Source organism: Actinomyces sp. (assembly GCF_030524025.1).
GTDB lineage: Bacteria > Actinomycetota > Actinomycetes > Actinomycetales > Actinomycetaceae > Actinomyces.
Genome location: NZ_JAUNHI010000026.1, coordinates 12,452 through 30,569, shown reverse-complemented (window position 1 = coordinate 30,569; position 18,118 = coordinate 12,452). Strand labels below are relative to the sequence as shown.

19 protein-coding genes, 1 tRNA gene and 1 pseudogene are annotated in these 18,118 nt (G+C 72.1%); 8 read left to right on the top strand and 13 right to left on the bottom strand.

What is annotated here, in order from left to right:
• The first annotated feature begins 133 nt into the window (after positions 1 to 133).
• The gene (locus Q4C85_RS09530; RefSeq protein WP_303141582.1) at positions 134 to 868 is read left to right on the top strand and encodes a hypothetical protein; all 735 of its coding nucleotides are present in this window, start codon (positions 134 to 136) and stop codon (positions 866 to 868) included.
• Between the two features lie 105 nt (positions 869 to 973).
• Positions 974 to 1,777 (top strand): resistance to Congo red protein, encoded by an 804-nt coding sequence (locus tag Q4C85_RS09525; RefSeq protein WP_303141580.1) that lies wholly within the window; start codon positions 974 to 976, stop codon positions 1,775 to 1,777.
• Positions 1,778 to 2,030: 253 nt separating this feature from the next.
• On the opposite strand, the gene Q4C85_RS09520 is transcribed toward Q4C85_RS09525, so the two are convergent.
• The 6 genes and pseudogenes from Q4C85_RS09520 to Q4C85_RS09495 form a co-directional block, all read right to left on the bottom strand.
• A complete protein-coding gene (locus tag Q4C85_RS09520; protein ID WP_303141578.1) occupies positions 2,031 to 3,317 on the bottom strand; it encodes an adenylosuccinate synthase in 1,287 nt (428 codons plus the stop codon).
• 252 nt (positions 3,318 to 3,569) lie between these two features.
• Positions 3,570 to 4,619 carry a class II fructose-bisphosphate aldolase gene (gene fbaA / locus Q4C85_RS09515; RefSeq protein ID WP_303141576.1) on the bottom strand — a complete coding sequence of 350 codons (1,050 nt, stop codon included), beginning with the start codon at positions 4,617 to 4,619 and terminating at the stop codon, positions 3,570 to 3,572.
• Positions 4,620 to 4,754: 135 nt separating this feature from the next.
• Entirely contained in the window at positions 4,755 to 5,462 is a 708-nt protein-coding gene (locus tag Q4C85_RS09510; protein ID WP_303141574.1) for a TrmH family RNA methyltransferase, read from the bottom strand.
• Positions 5,463 to 5,492: 30 nt separating this feature from the next.
• Positions 5,493 to 6,062: an orotate phosphoribosyltransferase gene (pyrE, locus tag Q4C85_RS09505; RefSeq protein WP_303141572.1), complete on the bottom strand. Its 570-nt coding sequence runs from the start codon at positions 6,060 to 6,062 to the stop codon at positions 5,493 to 5,495.
• 127 nt (positions 6,063 to 6,189) lie between these two features.
• A pseudogene (gene tpx / locus Q4C85_RS09500) lies at positions 6,190 to 6,684 on the bottom strand (thiol peroxidase); the annotation flags it as partial.
• 234 nt (positions 6,685 to 6,918) lie between these two features.
• Entirely contained in the window at positions 6,919 to 7,806 is an 888-nt protein-coding gene (locus tag Q4C85_RS09495; RefSeq protein WP_303141570.1) for an SDR family oxidoreductase, read from the bottom strand.
• A gap of 83 nt (positions 7,807 to 7,889) precedes the next feature.
• Between Q4C85_RS09495 and Q4C85_RS09490 the strand changes: the two genes are divergently transcribed.
• Entirely contained in the window at positions 7,890 to 8,696 is an 807-nt protein-coding gene (locus Q4C85_RS09490; protein WP_303141568.1) for an exodeoxyribonuclease III, read from the top strand.
• A gap of 107 nt (positions 8,697 to 8,803) precedes the next feature.
• Here the strand turns inward: Q4C85_RS09490 and Q4C85_RS09485 are convergent, their stop codons facing one another.
• Together Q4C85_RS09485 and Q4C85_RS09480 are read right to left on the bottom strand one after the other, a co-directional pair.
• Complete coding sequence (locus Q4C85_RS09485) at positions 8,804 to 9,706, bottom strand: serine hydrolase (protein ID WP_303141566.1); 903 nt, start codon at positions 9,704 to 9,706, stop codon at positions 8,804 to 8,806.
• On the bottom strand, positions 9,703 to 10,521 hold the full coding sequence (locus Q4C85_RS09480) for a nitroreductase family protein (RefSeq protein ID WP_303141565.1): 819 nt from the start codon (positions 10,519 to 10,521) through the stop codon (positions 9,703 to 9,705). Before Q4C85_RS09480 ends, Q4C85_RS09485 begins: the two co-directional genes overlap by 4 nt.
• 54 nt (positions 10,522 to 10,575) lie before the next feature.
• On the opposite strand from Q4C85_RS09480, the gene Q4C85_RS09475 reads away from it, so the two are divergent.
• Entirely contained in the window at positions 10,576 to 11,379 is an 804-nt protein-coding gene (locus tag Q4C85_RS09475) for a 3'-5' exonuclease (RefSeq protein WP_303141563.1), read from the top strand.
• 31 nt (positions 11,380 to 11,410) lie between these two features.
• Here Q4C85_RS09475 and Q4C85_RS09470 read toward each other — a convergent pair whose 3' ends face one another.
• The 4 genes from Q4C85_RS09470 to Q4C85_RS09455 form a co-directional block, all read right to left on the bottom strand.
• Positions 11,411 to 12,541 (bottom strand): hypothetical protein, encoded by a 1,131-nt coding sequence (locus Q4C85_RS09470; protein ID WP_303141561.1) that lies wholly within the window; start codon positions 12,539 to 12,541, stop codon positions 11,411 to 11,413.
• A complete protein-coding gene (dcd, locus tag Q4C85_RS09465) occupies positions 12,538 to 13,170 on the bottom strand; it encodes a dCTP deaminase (protein ID WP_303141559.1) in 633 nt (210 codons plus the stop codon). Before dcd ends, Q4C85_RS09470 begins: the two co-directional genes overlap by 4 nt.
• 31 nt (positions 13,171 to 13,201) lie before the next feature.
• The gene (locus Q4C85_RS09460) at positions 13,202 to 13,618 is read right to left on the bottom strand and encodes a TM2 domain-containing protein (RefSeq protein WP_303141557.1); all 417 of its coding nucleotides are present in this window, start codon (positions 13,616 to 13,618) and stop codon (positions 13,202 to 13,204) included.
• A 145-nt stretch (positions 13,619 to 13,763) separates the two neighbouring features.
• Positions 13,764 to 14,396 carry a DUF805 domain-containing protein gene (locus Q4C85_RS09455; RefSeq protein ID WP_303141556.1) on the bottom strand — a complete coding sequence of 211 codons (633 nt, stop codon included), beginning with the start codon at positions 14,394 to 14,396 and terminating at the stop codon, positions 13,764 to 13,766.
• A 187-nt stretch (positions 14,397 to 14,583) separates the two neighbouring features.
• Between Q4C85_RS09455 and Q4C85_RS09450 the strand changes: the two genes are divergently transcribed.
• A tRNA-Gly gene (locus Q4C85_RS09450) sits at positions 14,584 to 14,654 on the top strand.
• Between the two features lie 837 nt (positions 14,655 to 15,491).
• On the opposite strand, the gene Q4C85_RS09445 is transcribed toward Q4C85_RS09450, so the two are convergent.
• Positions 15,492 to 16,160 carry a M50 family metallopeptidase gene (locus Q4C85_RS09445; RefSeq protein WP_303141583.1) on the bottom strand — a complete coding sequence of 223 codons (669 nt, stop codon included), beginning with the start codon at positions 16,158 to 16,160 and terminating at the stop codon, positions 15,492 to 15,494.
• 307 nt (positions 16,161 to 16,467) lie between these two features.
• Here Q4C85_RS09445 and Q4C85_RS09440 point away from each other — a divergent pair, with 307 nt between their 5' ends.
• The 3 genes from Q4C85_RS09440 (at position 16,468) to Q4C85_RS09430 (ending at position 18,115) form a co-directional block, all read left to right on the top strand.
• Positions 16,468 to 16,986, top strand: a complete 519-nt coding sequence (locus Q4C85_RS09440) for an NUDIX domain-containing protein (protein WP_303141555.1) — start codon at positions 16,468 to 16,470, stop codon at positions 16,984 to 16,986.
• Positions 16,987 to 17,091: 105 nt separating this feature from the next.
• The gene (locus tag Q4C85_RS09435; RefSeq protein WP_303141554.1) at positions 17,092 to 17,763 is read left to right on the top strand and encodes a TetR/AcrR family transcriptional regulator; all 672 of its coding nucleotides are present in this window, start codon (positions 17,092 to 17,094) and stop codon (positions 17,761 to 17,763) included.
• A gap of 187 nt (positions 17,764 to 17,950) precedes the next feature.
• Positions 17,951 to 18,115, top strand: coding sequence for a hypothetical protein (locus Q4C85_RS09430; protein ID WP_303141552.1), 165 nt, complete (start codon positions 17,951 to 17,953; stop codon positions 18,113 to 18,115).
• The last annotated feature ends 3 nt before the right edge of the window (positions 18,116 to 18,118 follow it).

Sequence of the window (18,118 nt, the reverse complement as noted above, 5' to 3'; positions counted from 1 at the left end):
TCCCACCGGCTCCGCCATCGGCGCACACGGACCGTGTTCCTCCCCACACCGCGGCACCGGGGTCGGCGTGTAGCGTCGGGGCGTGCCCCCTGTCGACCGGAAGCCGTCTCGCCCACGCGGGTGGAGCCGCGCCGTGACCGCCCCCCTCGTGGCGCTCGCCGCGGCGGGCACCGGCCTGGGCCTGTCGGCCTGCACGGCGCATATGGACATGACGATCGACGAGGCGGGGGCCTACGACGTCGTCATGGTCATGCGAGACACCACCGGAACCGTCTTCACCGAGCAGACCGACTGCAACGACTACGCCGACCCCGAGCTCGTCGGCGCCTCCCAGGGCGCCACCGTCACCTCCACCCCGGTGGGGACCGCCGGCGACTCCGAGGGCATCGGCTGCGAGGTCACGGTCTCGGGGGTCACCGTCCCCGAGGCCGACGGCGCCCAGACCGAGGGCTCCCTCGTCGTGCGCGACGGGGACCTCTACATCGTCACCATCGCCCCCTACCTGGCCGATGGGGCCGCGGCCACCGCCGAGGGGACCGAGGGGGCGGTGCCCGGCGCCGCGTCGACCACCCCGTCCCTGGCCGAGGTGGTCGACGCGCACGTGTCGGTGAGCTTCCCCGGGGCGGTGGTCGACGACGGCGGGGGCTCGGTGTCCGGCTCGACGGTCACCTGGGACGACGCCGATGTCCTGGCCGGCGGGGTCAGCGCCTCGGGGTACGCCACATCCCACGAGGGCATGAACGTGTGGGACCGCTACGCCCCATGGATCGTCGGGCTGGTTGTCGCCGCCGGCGCCGCCCTCGGTGTGCTCGGCTGGCGGCGCCGTACACGCGGCCGCCGTGACAACCGACCCACCGACAAACACTGAGCTGTCGGGGCGCCACCGTCCGCGCACTCCATGGGGAGTCGTACACCGGCGGGATCCCCTCGCAACGGCCCCCCTTACGGGGCGACAGTACGTAGACTCACCGCCATGAGACCCCCCTTGCGCAGATCCCTGCGCCGTCTGGGCGCAGCTGCCCTCGTCCCCCTCGTCCTGGCGCTGAGCGCCTGCGGCGCGACGTACGACTTCACCATCCATGAGAATGACACGGTCGACTTCGTCGCGACGACCTGGGGCGACGAGGTGACCGAGGAGTACTGCACCGAGTCCTCCGGCGACTCCTTCGACTCGACCTACACCTTCACCGAGTACGAGGGGAAGCCGGCCTGCGAGCAGCAGGCCGAGGCGGTGCCGTTGTCGGAGTTCGCCCAGGAAGAGGGCTCAGAGTCGAAAATCACCCACGAGGGCGATCTCTACATCGTCGTCCTTGAGATCTCCGGCATCAAGGAGCAGGTGGGGGCCAGCGCCGCACTGAGCGGCACGAGCGCCGACGACATCCAGACCAGCGTGACGGTCACCTTCCCGGGCAAGGTCACCGAGGCCAACGGCAACGCTGAGATCGACGGCTCGACCGTCACCTGGAACGACCTGCTCAACGAGAGCGAGACGACGCTGCGCGCCGAGGGCAAGGACTCCCCGTCCAACCCGCTGCCGCTCATTATCGGCGCCATCGTCGGCGTCGCCGCCCTCATCGGCATCATCGTCGCCATCGTCGTCGCGAGCAAGAAGAAGCGCCGCGGCCAGCTGCCGCCGGCCGGCTCGGTCCCCCTCCAGCCCGGCTACCAGCAGCCGGGTTACCAGGCCCAGCCCGGCCAGCCCGGCTACCAGCAGCCGGGGCCCTACCCGCAGGACCCCCAGCAGCCCTACAACCCGGGCGGCCAGGGCCAGTACTGAAGTCCCTCACGGCAGGCGGTTCGGTGCCCGCGCGAGCGCCGGACCGCGGGTCCCGATGGGGCCGCACCGGGCATGCGCGGAGGACAGGGCGGGAGGCACGAGCGGGTCGACACGGGGCCGGCCCTGCCGGGCCGCCGCTGCCGCGACGTCGGCCAACCTTGCCCCGGCGGGCGCACCGGGGCGCGCCGACGCATCGCACCGAGGCATCGTTCCCGAACCGCCCCAACACGGGGCGGGGATGTGACGGCCCGGCTCAGCCCAGCAGGGCGTGGCGGGTGATCGTGGCCTCGCGGCCGGCACCCACGCCGATGACGGACACCCGGGTGCGGGCCAGCTCCTCGATGCGCCGCACATAGTCCTGCGCCGCGCGCGGCAGGTCGGAGAACTCCCGGACACCGGTGATGTCCTCGGTCCAGCCGGGCAGCTCCTCGTAGACGGGAACCGCGTGGTGGAACTCGGACTGGGTCAGCGGCATCTCCTCGCTGCGCACGCCGTCGACCTCGTAGGCCACGCACACGGGGATCGTCTCATGACCGGTCAGGACGTCGAGCTTGGTGAGGACCAGGTCGGTCAGTCCGTTGACCCTGGCCGCGTACCGGGTCACGACGGCGTCGTGCCATCCGCAGCGCCGCGGACGACCCGTGGTCACCCCGTACTCCCCACCCTCGGCACGCAGCCGCTCACCGACGGCATCGCTCAGCTCGGTGGGGAAGGGACCCTCGCCGACCCGGGTCGTGTAGGCCTTGACGACACCGACCACCGAGTCGATGCGGGTGGGGCCCACTCCGGTGCCGGTGCACGCTCCCCCGGAGGTCGGGCTGGAGGAGGTGACGAAGGGGTAGGTGCCGTGGTCGATGTCGAGCATCGTGGCCTGCCCGGCCTCGAAGAGCACGGTCTTGCCGGCGTCGAGGGCGTCGTTGAGCAGCAGGGAGCAGTCGACGACCATGGGACGGACCCGCTCGGCGTAGGACAGCAGGTCGTCGGCCACGGCATCGGGGTCGATGGCCGGGCGGTTGAACACCTTGAGGAAGAGGCTGTTCTTCTGATCGAGTGCGCTGTGGACCTTCTGGCGCAGGATCGACTCGTCGAAGAGGTCCTGGACCCGGATGCCCACCCGGTTCATCTTGTCGGCGTAGGTGGGGCCGATCCCGCGGCCGGTCGTGCCCAGCTGCCGGGCGCCCAGGAAGCGCTCCGTCGTGCGGTCCAGGACCCGGTTGTAGGAGGGGATGATGTGGGCGTTGGCGGAGATGAGCAGGCTCGAGGCGTCCTTGCCCCGCTCCGTGATCTCCACGATCTCGTTGAACAGGACCTCCAGGTCCACGACCACCCCGTTGCCGATGACCGGGGTGACACCGGGGGTGAGCACCCCGGCGGGCAGCAGGTGAAAGGCGAAGGTCTCCCCGTCGATGACGACCGTGTGGCCCGCGTTGTTGCCGCCGTTGAACTTGACGACGTAGTCGACGTCCTGGCCGAGCTGGTCGGTGGCCTTCCCCTTTCCCTCGTCCCCCCACTGGGTCCCCACGACGACGACGGCTGGCATGGCTGCTCCCTGGCTCGGTGTCTGCACGGCGAGGGCCGCGCCGCGGCAAGCCTACCCGAGACCACCTCGCACCGTGCCCGGGAGTCCGCACCGGCGGGCGCGGGCAGGTGCCCCACGCCCATGGCCTCCTCCCGGTGAGGTCCCGACGCCCGCACGCCTGGGCCCCGGCACCGTGAGGGTGCCGGGGCCCAGGCGTGCGGGTGGATGATCAGTGGGTGCCGACGCCGGGCCGGAACCCACCGGGTCGCGGACTCAGCGCTTGGCCGAGCCGACCGAGCCCAGGCGCTGGCAGGCCTCGACGACGCGGGCGGCCATGCCCTCCTCGGCGGCCTTGCCCCAGGCGCGCGGGTCGTACTTCTTCTTGTTGCCGACCTCGCCGTCGATCTTGAGGACGCCCTCGTAGTTGGTGAGCATCCAGTCGACGACGGGGCGGGTGTAGGCGTACTGGGTGTCAGTGTCGACGTTCATCTTGATGACGCCGTTGCGCACCGCGGTGGCGATCTCCTCGTCGGTGGAGCCGGAGCCGCCGTGCATGACCAGGTCGAAGGGCGAGGAGGTGTCGCCGACCTTGGAGGCCAGGCGGTCACCGAGGCGCTTGGCGCACTCGTCCTGGATGTCACCGAGGATCTCCGGGCGCAGCTTGACGTGGCCGGGCTTGTAGGAGCCGTGCACGTTGCCGAAGGTCAGGGCCGTGATGTAGCGGCCGTTCTCGCCCAGGCCGAGGGCCTCGATGGCGCGCCAGGCGTCGTCGGCCGTCGTGTAGAGGTTGGCGTTCTCATCCCCGGTGATGCCGTCCTCCTCGCCGCCGACGGCGCCGATCTCGATCTCCAGGACGACGTTGGCGGCCTTGGCGCGGGCCAGCATGTCGACGGCGATCTCGATGTTGTCGTCGAGGGACTCGGCCGAGCCGTCCCACATGTGGGAGTTGAACATGGGCAGCTCACCGCGCTTGACCTGCTCAGCCTCGATCTCGAGCAGCGGCAGGACCCAGGGCTCGAGCATGGCCTTGGGGCAGTGGTCGGTGTGCAGGCCGATGGTGCCGGGGTAGAGGTCACCGACCGCGCGGGCGTAAGCGGCGAAGGCGATGGAGCCCTTCACCTTGTCCGCGCGCGAGGAGCCCGACCAGTAGGCGGCACCGCCGTTGGAGATCTGCACGATGCCGTCGGACTCGGCGTCGGCGAAGCCCTTGAGGGCGGCGGACAGGGTCTGGGACGAGGTGACGTTGATCGCGGGGATGGCGTACTTTCCGGCCTTCGCCCTGTCGAGCATGTCGGCGTAGGACTCCGGGGTTGCAATAGCCACTGGGGGCCTCCTGATGTCGGTGAAAGTGCAGTGGTGCATCAGTGATTCTTCCACGGATCCGATCCCGGGTGTAGCGGATCATGGTCCCGGGTCACCTCCCGCCCTTGCCCAGCCGCCCGGCCGGAGGCCGAGGCCTCAGTCGGGCGCCGCGCCGCCGTGCTGGAGGATCCAGACGTGCATCGCCACGGCGGCGGCCGCGGCGACGTTGATCGAGCGGGTCGAGCCGTACTGACCGATCCGCAGCATCCTGCGACAGCCCGCCAGCAGCTGCGGGCTGATCCCCTCCCCCTCGGAGCCGAAGACGAGCACGCATCGCTCGGGCAGCGCAGCGCTCTCCAGCACACCGGCGCCCGGCCCGTTGTCGATCGCCACGACCTCATAACCGGCCTGCTCGGTCCAGTCCAGCAGCCCCTCGGGCGCCTCGTGGTGGATGACCCGGAGGTAGCGGTCGGTCACCATGGCCCCGCGCCGGTTCCACCGGCGTCGGCCCACGATATGGACGCCACCGACGTTGAAGGCGTTGGCGCTGCGCACGATCGAGCCGATATTGAGGTCCTGTGAGACGTTCTCGATGGCCACGTGCAGCCCGTGCGCGCGCCCGGCGAGGTCCTCGCGGATCGCCTCGACCGACCAGTAGCGGTAGCGGTCGACGACGTTGCGCCGGTCGCCTGCGGCCAGCAGCGCGGGGTCGAGGCGGGGGTCATCGGGCCACGCATCCGGGCCGCCGGGCCAGGGGCCGACGCCGATCTCGCGTCGGTCCGCCGGGGCATCGTCGTCGGGAGGCAGGCCCGCCCAGTGGTCGCGGCCGTCGTCACCGAGACCACGGTCGCCGTCGTCGCCCAACCCGCGCGGCCCCCGCCCCCTTCCCACTGCTCAGCCCAGGCCGAGGTCGCCCAGGCCCAGTGCGGCGTGGTAGGGCAGCCCCGCGGCCTCGATCCGCTCACGTGCGCCGGTGTCCCGGTCGACGATGACGGCCACCGCCAGCACCTCGGCTCCGGCCTCGCGCAGCGCCTCGACGGCCTCGAGCGGCGACCCCCCGGTGGTGGAGGTGTCCTCGAGGACGAGGACCCTGCGCCCGGCGACCTCCGGCCCCTCGACCCGGCGCCTCATGCCGTGGTCCTTGGCCGCCTTGCGCACGACGAAGGCGTCGAGGTCCAGACCGCGGGAGGCGGCGGCGTGGAGCATCGCCGTGGCCACGGGGTCGGCCCCCATGGTCAGGCCGCCGACGGCGTCAATATCCTCCGTGCCCAGCCCCGCCTCCTCGAGCATGTCGAGCATGACATGCCCGATGAGGGGGGCGGCCTCATGGTGGAGGGTGGCGCGGCGCATGTCGACGTAGAAGTCGGACTCCAGGCCGGAGGCGAGGGTGACCTTGCCGCGCACGACGGCAAGGTCGTTGACGAGCTGGGCGAGACGGGCTCGCTGGGAGTCGTTGGTGCTCACGCCCCTAGGCTAGAGGCATGATGGTCCCTTGGCCGCGACATGGGTCCAGACATGGGCCCCGACAAGGGCTCAGAACGGCGCGTGCCCCCCGGGGCCGCCCCCCCGGTGATCCGCGGCCCGGGGCGCAGGCGGGCGCGGCGACCGCGGCCTCGTAGTCGGGCTCCTCGCCGGTCTCGGGGACCTGCTGGGCGTGCAGGACGGTCCCGTCGGCGTCGAGCACGACGACCGCGCGCGACAGCAGGCCGGTCAGTGGGCCGTCGGCGAAGGTCACGCCGTAGTCCTGCCCGAAGCTGGAGCGGAAGGCCGAGCCGGTCACGACGTTGTCGAGGCCCTCAGCACCGCAGAACCGCGCCGCCGCGAAGGGCAGGTCGGCCGAGACGCACACGACGGTCGTGTTGTCCAGGCCGGAAGCCCGCTTGTTGAACTCGCGCACACTCGTGGCGCACACGCCGGTGTCCACCGAGGGGAAGATGTTGAGTACGACGCGACGGCCGGCCAGTGAGGCGTTCGTCACGGGGGCGAGGTCGGCGCCGACGAGGTCGAAGGCTGGAGCCGGGGTGCCGACGGCCGGCAGCTCTCCGACAGTGGTGACAGGGGATCCGTGCAAAGTGATGGAAGCCATGGGCCCATGGTCCCTGTTCCCGGCGCCCGTGACCAGGGCCCGCAGGCGCGCCGACAGCGAAAGAGGTACGGCGTGCTCGGCCCTCGGGTCCGAGCGCCGCTGCGAACCGGCCTCGGCTGGGGGAGCCAGCCGACGACATCGGGGTCGGCCGACGGCATCGGGGCCGGGCTGCCGAGCCGGCGTCAGGGACGGGCCCGCCGGTCCACTGTCCCCACCATCATCCTGCGGGCCAGCTCAGTAGCGGGTGCGCACGCTGGCATGCCCCGCCACACGGCGCACCAGCCAGCGCGGGCTGAGCCGCAGCGCCGCGTTGACCGCCTGATAGCGGACCGAGGGGGTGCAGATGACCTGGCCGCGTCGCACCGCGGCCAGCGCGTCGCGCGCGACGTCCTCGGCGCGGAGCCAGACGATCCCCGGCCAGGCGTCCTCGTCCATCCCGGCGCGGGCGTGGAACTCCGAGTGGGTCAGGCCGGGGTTGACCACCGTCACCGTCACACCCGTGCCGCGCAGCTCCGAGGCGAGCCCTTCGGTGAAGGTGCGCACCCAGGCCTTGTGGGCGGCGTAGGTGCCCATGGCGGTCAGGGCGGTCACGGAGGCGACGTTGAGAATGGCGCCGTGGCCGCGCTCGACCATGCCGGGCACCACGGCGTGGGTCAGCTCCATGACCGCCCCGACCATGACGTCCAGGGCCCGGCGCTCCTGCTCGATAGCGCCGGAGGCGAAGGGCTGGCCGACTGCGAAGCCCGCGTTGTTGACAAGCAGGTCGACCGGCCTGGCGGCGACCTCCTCGGCGGTCCTGGGCCCCCGGGCGCCGGTGACCGAGGATGCCGGCGGCGTTGCGTCCTGCGCACCGGGCGCCTGCGCCCCCTTGCCCGAGGCCCCGCCACCGGGGCTGGGCCGCCGCAGCCTGTCGGCCACCGCCCTCCTGCCGGCGGCCGTGGACAGGTCGGCGGGCAACACCTGCACCCCGACCCCCGCCAGCTGATGGATCTGCGCGGCCGTCTGGTCCAGGCGCGTCTCGTCGCGCGCCACGAGGACGAGGTCGTGGTGGGCCTGGGCCAGCTGCCAGGCGATCTCCAGGCCGATGCCGGCGGTGGCCCCGGTGATAAGCGCGGTTCCCATGACGGCCAGCCTAGATGATGGACTCCCAGGGGCCGGCGGTTGCGGGCGATCGAGATCCGTACCGCGCCGGGTAGCCTGCGCCTATGCGCCTGGCAACCTGGAACGTCAACTCCGTCCGCACCCGCGTCGAGCGGGTCGTCGCCTTTCTGGAGCGCTCGGAGGTCGACGCGCTCGCCATGCAGGAGATCAAGTGCCGGCCCGAGCAGTTCCCCCGGGAGCCCTTCGAGGCCGCCGGCTACGAGCTGGCCGTCCACGGCCTGGACCAGTGGAATGGGGTGGCGATCGCCTCCCGGGTCGGCCTGTCGGAGGTCGTCACCTCCTTCCCCCGTCAGCCCGCCTGGGCGGCCAAGGAGGGGGCCGAGGCCATCGTCGAGGCCCGGGCCCTGGGTGCCACTGTCGGGAGGGCTGGGTCGGGGCCCGTGCGCCTGTGGAGCCTGTATGTCCCCAACGGCCGGGAGCTGGACCACCCGCACTACGCCTACAAGCTCGAGTGGCTGCGGGGGCTGCGCGAGGACGTCGCGGGCTGGCTGGCCGCCGACCCGGACCAGTCGCTCGCCCTCGTCGGGGACTGGAACGTGGCGCCTCGCGACGAGGACGTGTGGGACATGGGCGCTTTCGAGGGCGCCACGCACGTGTCGGCGGCCGAGCGCGCGGCCTTCACCGCCTTCGAGGAGGCGGGGCTGGTCGAGGCGACCCGGGCACGTGTCACCAACTACACGTACTGGGACTACCAGAAGCTGCGATTCCCGCGCAATGAGGGCATGCGCATCGACTTCGTCTATGGCTCGCCCGCCTTCGAGGCGCGCGTGACCGGGGCGATGATCGACCGCGATGAGCGCAAGGGCAAGGGCGCCTCCGACCACGTGCCCGTCGTCGTCGACCTGACCTGACCGGGCGCACCCGGCGCACAGCGCCGTGCCAGATGCACCGATCTCGAGGTGTCATATGTCCCGATCTCACGGGGAAGGAGGGGAGGGCGAGCGGGTTCGAGGGCCGGTTAGAGGGCGAGGATCTCGTCGCTGAGCGCGGGCCAGGCCGCCCGGTGCGCGGGGCCGAAGGGCTCGGCCCCGAGGAACACTGCCACCCGCCGGGCCACCGGGTCGACCCACAGGAAGGAGCCCGACTGCCCGAAGTGCCCGAAGGTGGCCGAGCTGTTGGTCGAGCCCGTCCAGTGCGGCGTCTTGTCGCCGCGCAGCTCGACACCGAGCCCGAAGTCGTTGGGCGCCTGGCGTCCGTAACCGGGCAGCACTCCATCGAGCCCCGGCAGAACGACCGAGGTGGCCCGGGCCGCCAGGTCCCGCGACACGAGCCGGGGCGAGGCCATCTCCTGGGCGAAAACGGCCAGGTCTCGCGCGCTGCCCGCCCCGGAGTGGGCAGGGGATCCGGGCACCGTGACCGTCGACATGCCCAGGGGCTCGAGAACAACGGTCTCGACCCATTGCTCCAGCGGGACGCCCGTGGCCTCGACGAGCCGCTCGGCCAGGATCTCGATACCGCGGTTGGAGTAGATCCGCCGCGTACCGGGTGCCGCCAGGACCGCGTCAGAGTCGAAGGCCACCCCGCTGGCGTGCGCCAGGAGGTGGGCGATGCTCGCCCCCTGAAGCAGCGCCGGTCCCGCAGGAGGGTCGGCCGGGTCGTCGAGGCCGAGCATCCCGCGCTCGACGGCGACCAGCACGCTCCACGCCACAATCGGCTTGGTCACCGAGGCCAGCGGGAAGACCTCGTCGACCGGGCCGGCCTCGACCAGGGTGCGCCAGCCGTCCCCGTCGAGGGCCCCAGGCCCCTCGCAGCCCGCCGCCACCACCGCCGCCGGCGCGTCGAATCCGCCGAGGGCGGGAAGAGCGGCCCTCGCCTCGTCCCCGGTCAGGGCGGTCGGCCCCCCGGCACCCCGCGCCGTCATCGCAGGCACAGCAGCTGGGAGCGCAGGACGTCGAGCACCGGGGCCTGGGAGGCCGCCCCGCCGCCCAGGGCGCGAGCGATCTGCGTGGTGAAGGCATCGACACGGCGGCTCGTGTCACGCAGGTCGTAGTACTGCGCGACACGCGCGTCGTAGTCGGCCAGGGCGTCGCGATGCGCCTCGAGGTCGGGGTAGGCATCGACCGCGCAGGTGAGCTCCCGCGGCAAACGGGGCTTGTACTGGGGCTCCTGGGCGGCGTGGCCGACGAGCAGCCCGACCAACGGGAAGGTCCGGGTGGGCAGGCCCAGCGCCCGGATCACCCGCGGCGCGTCGCCCAGGATCGAGCCGAGGTAGGTGGTGCCCAGCCCGAGGGACTCCGCGGCGACGACGAGGTTCTGGGCGGCGATCATCGTGTCCTGCACGCCCTGGAGGAACAGGGAGGTGCGCTCGAGGGGCTCGACGGGCGCACCGGCCCGCTCGCGAATGACGGCATTGCGGTGCAGGTCGACGACGAGGACGAACAGCTCGCCACGCGCTCCGCCGACATAGGGCTGGCCCGAGGCGAGGTGGACCTGTTCGCGCACGGCGGGGTCGACCACCCGGATGATCGTGGCCTGCTGCTGGAAGGAGGAGGTCGCGCCGTGGCGCGCAACCTCGAGGAGGGTTTCGAGGGTCTCGGGGGCCAACGGCTCGTCCGTGTAGGCGCGGACGGTGCGGTGAGCCATCTGGGACACGATGGTCGCGTTGGCCACCGGTGTCGGCTCCGGCGTGGTCAGGGCGTCGGTGGGTGCACTGGACGCGGGGCTGGCGGGGCTCATGGCCCGACCCTATCGCCGTCGGGGCTGTGGGCGGGGTGACCTACGATGGGGCCGATGCCTTTCTACCGTCGGGACCTGCGCGGGTCCTTGCCCCTGAGCCCTGCCGGATCCGGCCGCGCCCCCGGTGCCCCCACCGCGCGGACGGAGCCCGTGCGGGACTCGGTGGCCCGCCGCCCGCAGTGTCCGGACTCCGCGGGCGGCTACGCGGTCCTCGACCTGGAGACCACGGGACTGTCCCCCACGAAGGATTCGATCCTGGAGATCGGCCTGGTCCTGGTCGGCGCCGACGGCGCGGTGGAGCGATCGTGGTCGACCCTGGTCGACCCCGGGGCGGGGGTGGGCGTGGGCCCCACCTTCATCCACGGCATCGTCACCACCGACCTCGATGGTGCGCCGCCGCTGGCAGCGATCGCCGACCTGCTCGTGCGCGACCTGGCGGGCAGGGCCGTCGTGGCCCACAACGCACGCTTCGACGTCGGTTTCCTCAGCCACGCCCTGAGGGCGCTGGGCCGCCTCGAGCGCGGCTGGGTCGTGCCGCGGGTGTGCACGATGGAGCTGGCCCGCCGGTACATCTCCACGCCCTCACGGCGGCTGGTCACCTGCTGCGAGGTCGCGGGGGTCGAGATCGGCCGCCACCACAGCGCCCTCGACGACGCCCACGCCGCAGCCGGCCTGCTGCGCCACTACATGGCGGTGGGAGGTCGGCGCGGTCAACGGTCGACGGCCTGGTCCCGGGCGCTGGACGAGGCGGCGGTCTTCGCCGGCTGGCACTGGGACGCGGGCGAGGCCAGGCGCCAGGAGGCCCTCCTCCTGCCCCGCCGCGGCGCCGGGGTGCCGCGCACTGCCCTGCCCGGCTGAGCCCCGGCGCGCCCCGGACGCCCCGGGGAGGTCACAGGGCGACGAGGAAACCGTCGTCGTCGACCATCACTCCCCCGGCTGCACGCTGGATGGCCTGGGAGACGTCCTCGATGAGGGAGCGGGCGGCCGAGCGCTCGGCCCGCACATGCGCCGGCAGGTTCTCGGAGCGGGCGTCGGAGGGGTTGTGAGGGTTCCACACGATGCTGTAGGAGATGACACCGCCCTGCGCCCAGGCCTCGCCGCGCACCGACAGGGGCACGTCCTCGGCGCCCTGGACACGCACCTCGATGCCGCCCCACCCGATCTGGGAGGCGTCGACCTCGGCGACGACGGCGTAACCGTCGCGCTCCTCCTCGATGGTGTGCCCGGCCAGACGCGCCTGCTCCTCCAGCTCGGCGGCCTCCTCCCGGCGTCGCTCGGCCAGCCGCCAGGCCTCATCGAGGACGTCCTCGCCGAGCTCGGCGGCCAGACGCTCGAGCTCGTCGACCGGGATCGCGGCCAGGCCCGTTGCCCCGCGCACGGGGGTGGGGGTCAGGTGGAGTCGCGCCCCCGGGGCATGAGAGGCCACGAGCGCCACCACGCCCTCCGGGGCGATCCACACCGGGGAGAAGACTGTCAGAGAGACCGACATCTCCGGGTCGGGGACGACGAGCACGGGCACCGAGGCACCGCCGTCGGGGGCGTCCCCGGCCAGGCGCAGCCCACCGGCCAGGCGTCGGGCGATGGAGCGCAGGGAGGTCAGCGCCTCCAGCTCGGCCCCTCCGGGCTGAGCCAGGGGGAAGGCGTCGGTGACCGGGTCGATGCCGGCCAGCGCTGCGGGCAGCGGACCGGTGCGGTGCGGCGGGCACTCCAGGAGCATGACCTGGGTGGCCCAGGCGGGCAGCCCCATGAGGCGTCGCAGCTCCTCGTCGACCTCCCAGGGCCCCTGCAGCTCGACGCCGGGGACGAGCTGGAGACGGGAGGCTCCCACCCATCCCGCGTGGGAGTCCAGCGACAGGGCCAGGGCCTCGACCTCGTCGGCGGTCACGTCATCGGCCAGGACGAGCATGTGGTGGGTGTCGATCCTGCCCACCGGGAACATGCCTGCGGCCGAGAAGGTGGCCGTGTCGGTGGGAAGCGAGACGGCCAGGTCGGTCGAGGAACCGTGGGTCGGGGTGCTCATGCGGGATGCTCCTCGTCGTGGGGGGTGGCGTCGTGGTCGTGCGCTCCGGCCTCCGTGATCCGCACGCGGTGGAAGGACTGGTGGGAGCGCGAGGCGGTCGGGCCGCGCTGCCCCTGGTAGCGCGAGCCGGTCGCGCCGTGCCCGTAGGGGGCCTGGGCCGGGCTCGACAGGCGGAAGAAGCACAGCTGGCCGACTTTCATGCCCGGCCACAGCTTGATCGGCATCGTCGCGGTGTTCGACAGCTCGAGGGTGACATGGCCGCAGAAGCCGGGATCGATGAAGCCGGCAGTGGAGTGGGTGAGCAGGCCGAGGCGGCCCAGGCTCGACTTGCCCTCGAGGCGCGCGGCTACGTCGTCGGGCAGGGTGATCCGCTCATAGGTGGCCCCCAGGACGAACTCCCCCGGATGGAGGACGAAGGGCTCGTCGGGCCCGACATCGACGAGATGGGTGAGGTGGTCCTGGCGGGCCGCCGGATCGATGACCGGGTAGCGGTGATTGTCGAACAGGCGGAACCAGCGGTCCAGGCGCACGTCAATGGAGGCGGGCTGGATCATCTGCGGGTCGTAGGGGTCGAGCTGGACACGGCCGGCCTCCAGCTCGGCCCGGATGTCACGGTCGGAGAGCAGCACGTGCCGATTGTGCCAGGTCCCGTCTCCGGGCTCAGGCACGGAGGGGCGTGCCATAGGCGTCCACGCCCCACGGGTGGGAACCGGGCTCGGCGGTCAGGATGAGGATGCCCTCGACCAGGCCCCAGATCGTCACCACCCAGGCCAGCATGCCGAGGGACAGGAGGGAGATGAGCAGCTGAGCGATGCCCTTGCCGGTGTGTCCCAGGTAGAAGTTGTGGATACCCAGCGTCCCCAGGAGGATCCCGAGCACCCCCGCCGCGACCTTCGACTTCATCCCGTAGGCGGGCTGGGCGTAGGGCTGCTGGTAGCCCGCCTGGGCGTAGGGCTCCTGATAGCCGGGCTGCTCACCGTCCGTCGGACGGTAGGGGGCCAGATCGGAAGAACCGGACTGAAGGGAGGACTGCTCGGACGGACGGGCGCCGCCGAGGTCGTACTCAGGGGAGGACATGGTTGGTCTTACGCTCCTTGGTTTTCCCTGCCGTGGATTGGCGTGCGGGACCCGGTGGCCCAGCCCCGCCAGGGTACGCCCCCGGCGAGGCACGACGGCGGCCCGTCGCATCATGCGACCGCCGTCATCCTGCGGAGCCGGACGGTTAGACGAACCACTCCCGCTGCCATGCGGCACGGTCGGTCGGCATAAGGGCCAGCACGAGAAGGATGACTCCTCCCACGCCGGGGACAAGGAGGAGCAGGGCGAGCAGCCCGGGCTTGCCCGAGTCGTGGAGTCGCCGGACGAGCAGTGCGAGCGACGGGATGATGAACGCCAGATACAGGATGCCGTAGAGCGCATAGCCGATGGCCACAACGCCCAAGCCTCCGTCCGGAGCAGCGCCGGTCACCTCCCCGGTCACAGGGTCGAGCTCGACGGTGCTCGCCGCCGCGGCGACGCCGATGATGATGATGATCGTCGGGATGAGGTAGATAAGGGCCAGCGCCAGCTGGGTCCACCAGTACTCCGAGCGGGAGGCGGCCCCCTTGAACTGGGCGTAGCGCTTCAGGTACCGCTTGAAAGCCTCACCGAAACCGACGTCGGCAGGGGCAAGCTCCGGCGGCACGTCGAAGCCTCCCGGACCCGGCTGCGCATAGGCGGGCTGGCCGTAGCCCTGCTGCGGGTAGGCCGACTGTTCTCCGTAGGCGGGCTGCGGGTAGGGGGACTGCGAACCGGCTCCCGGTTGCGGGGAGCCTACCGGCTGCTGGTTGTAGGGGTCCGGCGTGGGCGAAGTCATCGATATCCTCTCCAGTCGCATACAGGATCGGGTTGGAGCATACGGAGTCCCGGAGGGCGAACGCCATCCCTTCAGCCGGGAGCGGGGCCGAGCCCACACCGAGTCCGCGTCGACCGACCGCGACCCGGTTTGCGCAACGGCCCCGGTCGTGCGCTATGCTTCACGCGCCTGCCACCGACGTGGCCGTGCGGGCGTAGTTCAATGGTAGAACCTCAGCTTCCCAAGCTGATAGCGCGGGTTCGATTCCCGTCGCCCGCTCCGATTCCGGGGCCCGGAGCCGTACTGCTCCGGGCCCCGGCGCATGCTGTCCGGCCCGTCACGGCCAACACGACCCCGCAGCCCCGGCCGAGCCGGCACGTCATGACGGACACAACTCCGTGGGCTGCGGGACGGCGCCGAGACGCCATCGAGCAGCACGCCCCCTGCGAGCACCACCCCGATGCGGCGCAGCTCGCGACTCGTGGGCGCAGACAGGGCATACCGGGCAGAGCCCCACCGAGTCGCACCGGGTCCCGCACTGTCCCGCCGGGTCCCGAACTGTCCCGCGAGGTCCCGCACTCCGTTCACCGAGCACCCACCCGGGAGGTCGAGCGCGACACGGCCGAAGGCCACCGGGTGCGGTTCGGCGGGGGCGCGGCATCGCGCAGCACCCACACGGAGTCGTGCTTGTCACATTTCTAGCGTCCCGGTGTCCAGAGATGCGCTCGCAGAGCAGTTTCCTAGGTGTTTCTCAGGCAAGAAGGGGGTGTGCGTCCAGGATGACGGGGTTAACTAGTTACTGCCGCTGGACGGAGGCGGGCCGCGAGGGTTGGGGAACCCAGTGACCGGACCGCCACCGAGACGGGTGAGGGTTTAAGGGAGCCCCCACTGGTCACCTCCAGCGAAGGAGGTTGCCGCCCCCGGCACTGGGAACACCGGGTAGGCATTGGCACCTCGACGACGAGGGCCCGCGGTCCGGGAGAGACAACCCGGGCCGCGGGCCACCGTCGTCCTCCCCCACCGTTGCGTTCGAATGGCCGCGCCACGCTACCCAGAACCTGCCCCGGCTCCGCCCAGACACGGCCCGGCACCGATGCGCCGCACCCGTGCACCGCCTCAGCGCAGCCCCACCCACACCCACCAACCGACGAGCGCCGTCGCCGCGGCATCGACAAGGAACCAGCTCGCCAGCCACAGGCCGGAGGGGACGCGGGTCAACGCGGTCAGGGTCCGGTGGTCCTGGGCGCCATCGCGGGAACGAGCGACGTCCGCCAACGAGTCCCACGCCCCCACGAGCAGGACCATGCCCACCCCTGCGACAAGACCCGCCCGCAGCGCCACGACCCCCACGGCGTCGCCCCACCACCACAGTGCCGCGGTCAGCGCGCCGATGAGCACGACGAGCCCGACGGTGCGCAGCGAACGCGACATGACCAGCAGGACGACCAGGGCGAGCAGCCCGAGGACGAGCAGGAACCCGCTCCACCCCGCCAGTGCGGCCCCGACCATGACAGTGCCCACGAGTGCCGGGGCGGGATAGCCCGCCCAGGTCGTCAGGACGCGGGCCGGGCCATGGGACCGCCCAGAGGTCACGGCGCTGCCCGCCAGGTTCCGCTCCACGACGAAGCCATGGAAGCGTCGCCCCGTCAGCACGCCCATGGTTGCGTGACCCGCCTCATGGACGACCGTCGTGACGGCCCGGCCCCACCGGCGCGCCGCGGGCAGAAGGTAGACAACGGCCACCACGACAAGCGCCGGCCACAGGGCGTTCCTCCCCGGCGGCACGGTCGGCAGGATCCGGGCGAGCAGGTCGTCCCCGAGTGCGGCGGGCGCAGGGCCGGGACTCGCGGCAGTGGAGACCAGGGCGATGACGTTCACGGGCTGGAGTGTGCCAGCCCAGTCTGTGCACCCGAACCGCGCCCGGCCGTGCCATATCTACCGATCTCGAGGGGTCATATGTCCCGATCTCGAGGTGCCATATCTACCGATCTCGCCGAGGGGAAGGACACCGGACTGACGCCGGCCCCTAACCGGCGCGCCCGGCCCGTACCTCTCAGCCCACCCCTGGGAGTCAATCATCTAGAGTCCCCGCATGCAGGATCGTGCACAGCCCCGGGCGCCACGGACCCCCGGCCGCCTCGTCGTCGCCGCCGCCGTCCTCGACTCGATGAGCACACCGTCATCCCTGCTGTGCACCGCCCGGTCCTACCCGGCCGAGCATGCCGGCCAGTACGAGCTGCCCGGAGGCAAGGTCGAACCCGACGAGACCCCCCTGGCCGCATTGGCCCGTGAGCTGACCGAGGAGCTGGAGCTGGTCGTGCGGACCGGCGCCGAGATCACGCCCCCCGCACCGCTGGCCGTCCTGGCCCCACCCACCGGAGCCGCCGGTGACAACGCGCCGGCATGGCCGGTGCTCCACGGCTTCCGCATGCGGGTGTGGCTCGCCGAGCCCGCCGGCAGCGTCGGCACCGCCGGCCTCCCGCCGCGAGGCGCCGCCCACGCCGAGGTGAGGTGGGTGCCGCTCGGCTCCGTGCTCGACCTGCCCTGGTTGCCCGCCGACCTGCCCATCCTCGAGGAGATCCTGCGGCGCACCACCGCCGAGAAACCGTAGCGGCCGCCACAGAGCGCCCCGCGCAGCGGCCGGCGGAGGGCAGCCCTCGGCCGAGGGATCTGACGCCTGCCGCCATTTCGTCACGTCATGGTCTAGAGTGGCACTATGCCGAAGATCATGGGGGGATCGCTCGCCGAGCACCGCGAGCGCACGAGAAAGGCCCTGTTCCACGCTCTGGACGACCTCATGAGCGAGTACTCCTTCGACAAAATCACCTTGTCGGACGTCGCCGCCCATGCCGGCGTGGGCCGCACTGCCGTCTACAACCACTTCGCGGACAAGGAGGACCTCCTCCTGGCCTTCATGGAGCACGCGACGGCGCAGTACGCCGAGGAGCTGGGGCGGGCACTGGCCGGGACGGAGGACCCGATCGACCGCCTGCGGATCTACATCCGGCAGCAGGCTCTTATCAAGCGCAGCTATCACTTCCCCACCGGCGGGGCGCTGTCCAGCGCGGTGTCGCACAACACCGCAGGCCGCCTGCGCGCGCATGCCGGGCACACGGCCCAGCTGCTCCACCAGGTCCTGTCCGAGGCCATTGAGGCCGGGGCGCTTCCGGCCCAGGACCTCTCCCAGGTCATCCCCCTCATCCACGCCTGTGTCATGGGCGGCAGGCCGACACCCACCGAGCCGACCGAGCGGGACGCCTACCTCGATGCCCTCGACACGTTCATCCTGCGCGCGGTCGGAACCGCCCCTCCCGACCACCCGGTGCCGATCACTCCCCCGGTGCAGGCGGTCGAGCCCGCCGGCCCCGGCACTGTCCGGCCGCTCTGAGACCCCGCGGGGCGACGGCGCCCGGCCGAGCGGTGCCGCCGCTCAACGTCGTGCCGCGGCCCGGCACACACCGCGGGCCACAGGCGACACAGGCAGGAGCCAGCCCAGCGGCGGAAGGGCACGCCGGTCGGGGTGCTACCAGCGGCGGCCGGAGGACACGCCGGACTGGTCGTCTGTGTTGGCGTCGTTGTTGCGCTGTTCGAGCTCCTCGCTCTGCCCCGGGGTCGGCGACGGCGAGGCGCTGGCCGAGGACGTCCGCAAGGTCCGCACCCACCCGCTGATCCCCGACACCGTCCAGGTCGGCGGGTTCGTCTACGACGTGGACACCGGCCTCCTGGACCAGCGCCTCTGAGCC

Bases quoted from the DNA above. Each gene is read 5' to 3' on its own strand.
- Q4C85_RS09525 (WP_303141580.1), top strand. From the start codon at position 974: ATGAGACCCCCCTTGCGCAGATCCCTGCGCCGTCTGGGCGCAGCTGCC.
- Q4C85_RS09520 (WP_303141578.1), bottom strand. From the start codon at position 3,317: ATGCCAGCCGTCGTCGTCGTGGGGACCCAGTGGGGGGACGAGGGAAAG.
- Q4C85_RS09495 (WP_303141570.1), bottom strand. From the start codon at position 7,806: ATGGGAACCGCGCTTATCACCGGGGCCACCGCCGGCATCGGCCTGGAG.
- Q4C85_RS09490 (WP_303141568.1), top strand. From the start codon at position 7,890: ATGCGCCTGGCAACCTGGAACGTCAACTCCGTCCGCACCCGCGTCGAG.
- Q4C85_RS09485 (WP_303141566.1), bottom strand. From the start codon at position 9,706: ATGACGGCGCGGGGTGCCGGGGGGCCGACCGCCCTGACCGGGGACGAG.
- Q4C85_RS09480 (WP_303141565.1), bottom strand. From the start codon at position 10,521: ATGAGCCCCGCCAGCCCCGCGTCCAGTGCACCCACCGACGCCCTGACC.
- Q4C85_RS09475 (WP_303141563.1), top strand. From the start codon at position 10,576: ATGCCTTTCTACCGTCGGGACCTGCGCGGGTCCTTGCCCCTGAGCCCT.
- Q4C85_RS09470 (WP_303141561.1), bottom strand. From the start codon at position 12,541: ATGAGCACCCCGACCCACGGTTCCTCGACCGACCTGGCCGTCTCGCTT.
- Q4C85_RS09460 (WP_303141557.1), bottom strand. From the start codon at position 13,618: ATGTCCTCCCCTGAGTACGACCTCGGCGGCGCCCGTCCGTCCGAGCAG.
- Q4C85_RS09455 (WP_303141556.1), bottom strand. From the start codon at position 14,396: ATGACTTCGCCCACGCCGGACCCCTACAACCAGCAGCCGGTAGGCTCC.
- Q4C85_RS09440 (WP_303141555.1), top strand. From the start codon at position 16,468: ATGCAGGATCGTGCACAGCCCCGGGCGCCACGGACCCCCGGCCGCCTC.
- Q4C85_RS09435 (WP_303141554.1), top strand. From the start codon at position 17,092: ATGCCGAAGATCATGGGGGGATCGCTCGCCGAGCACCGCGAGCGCACG.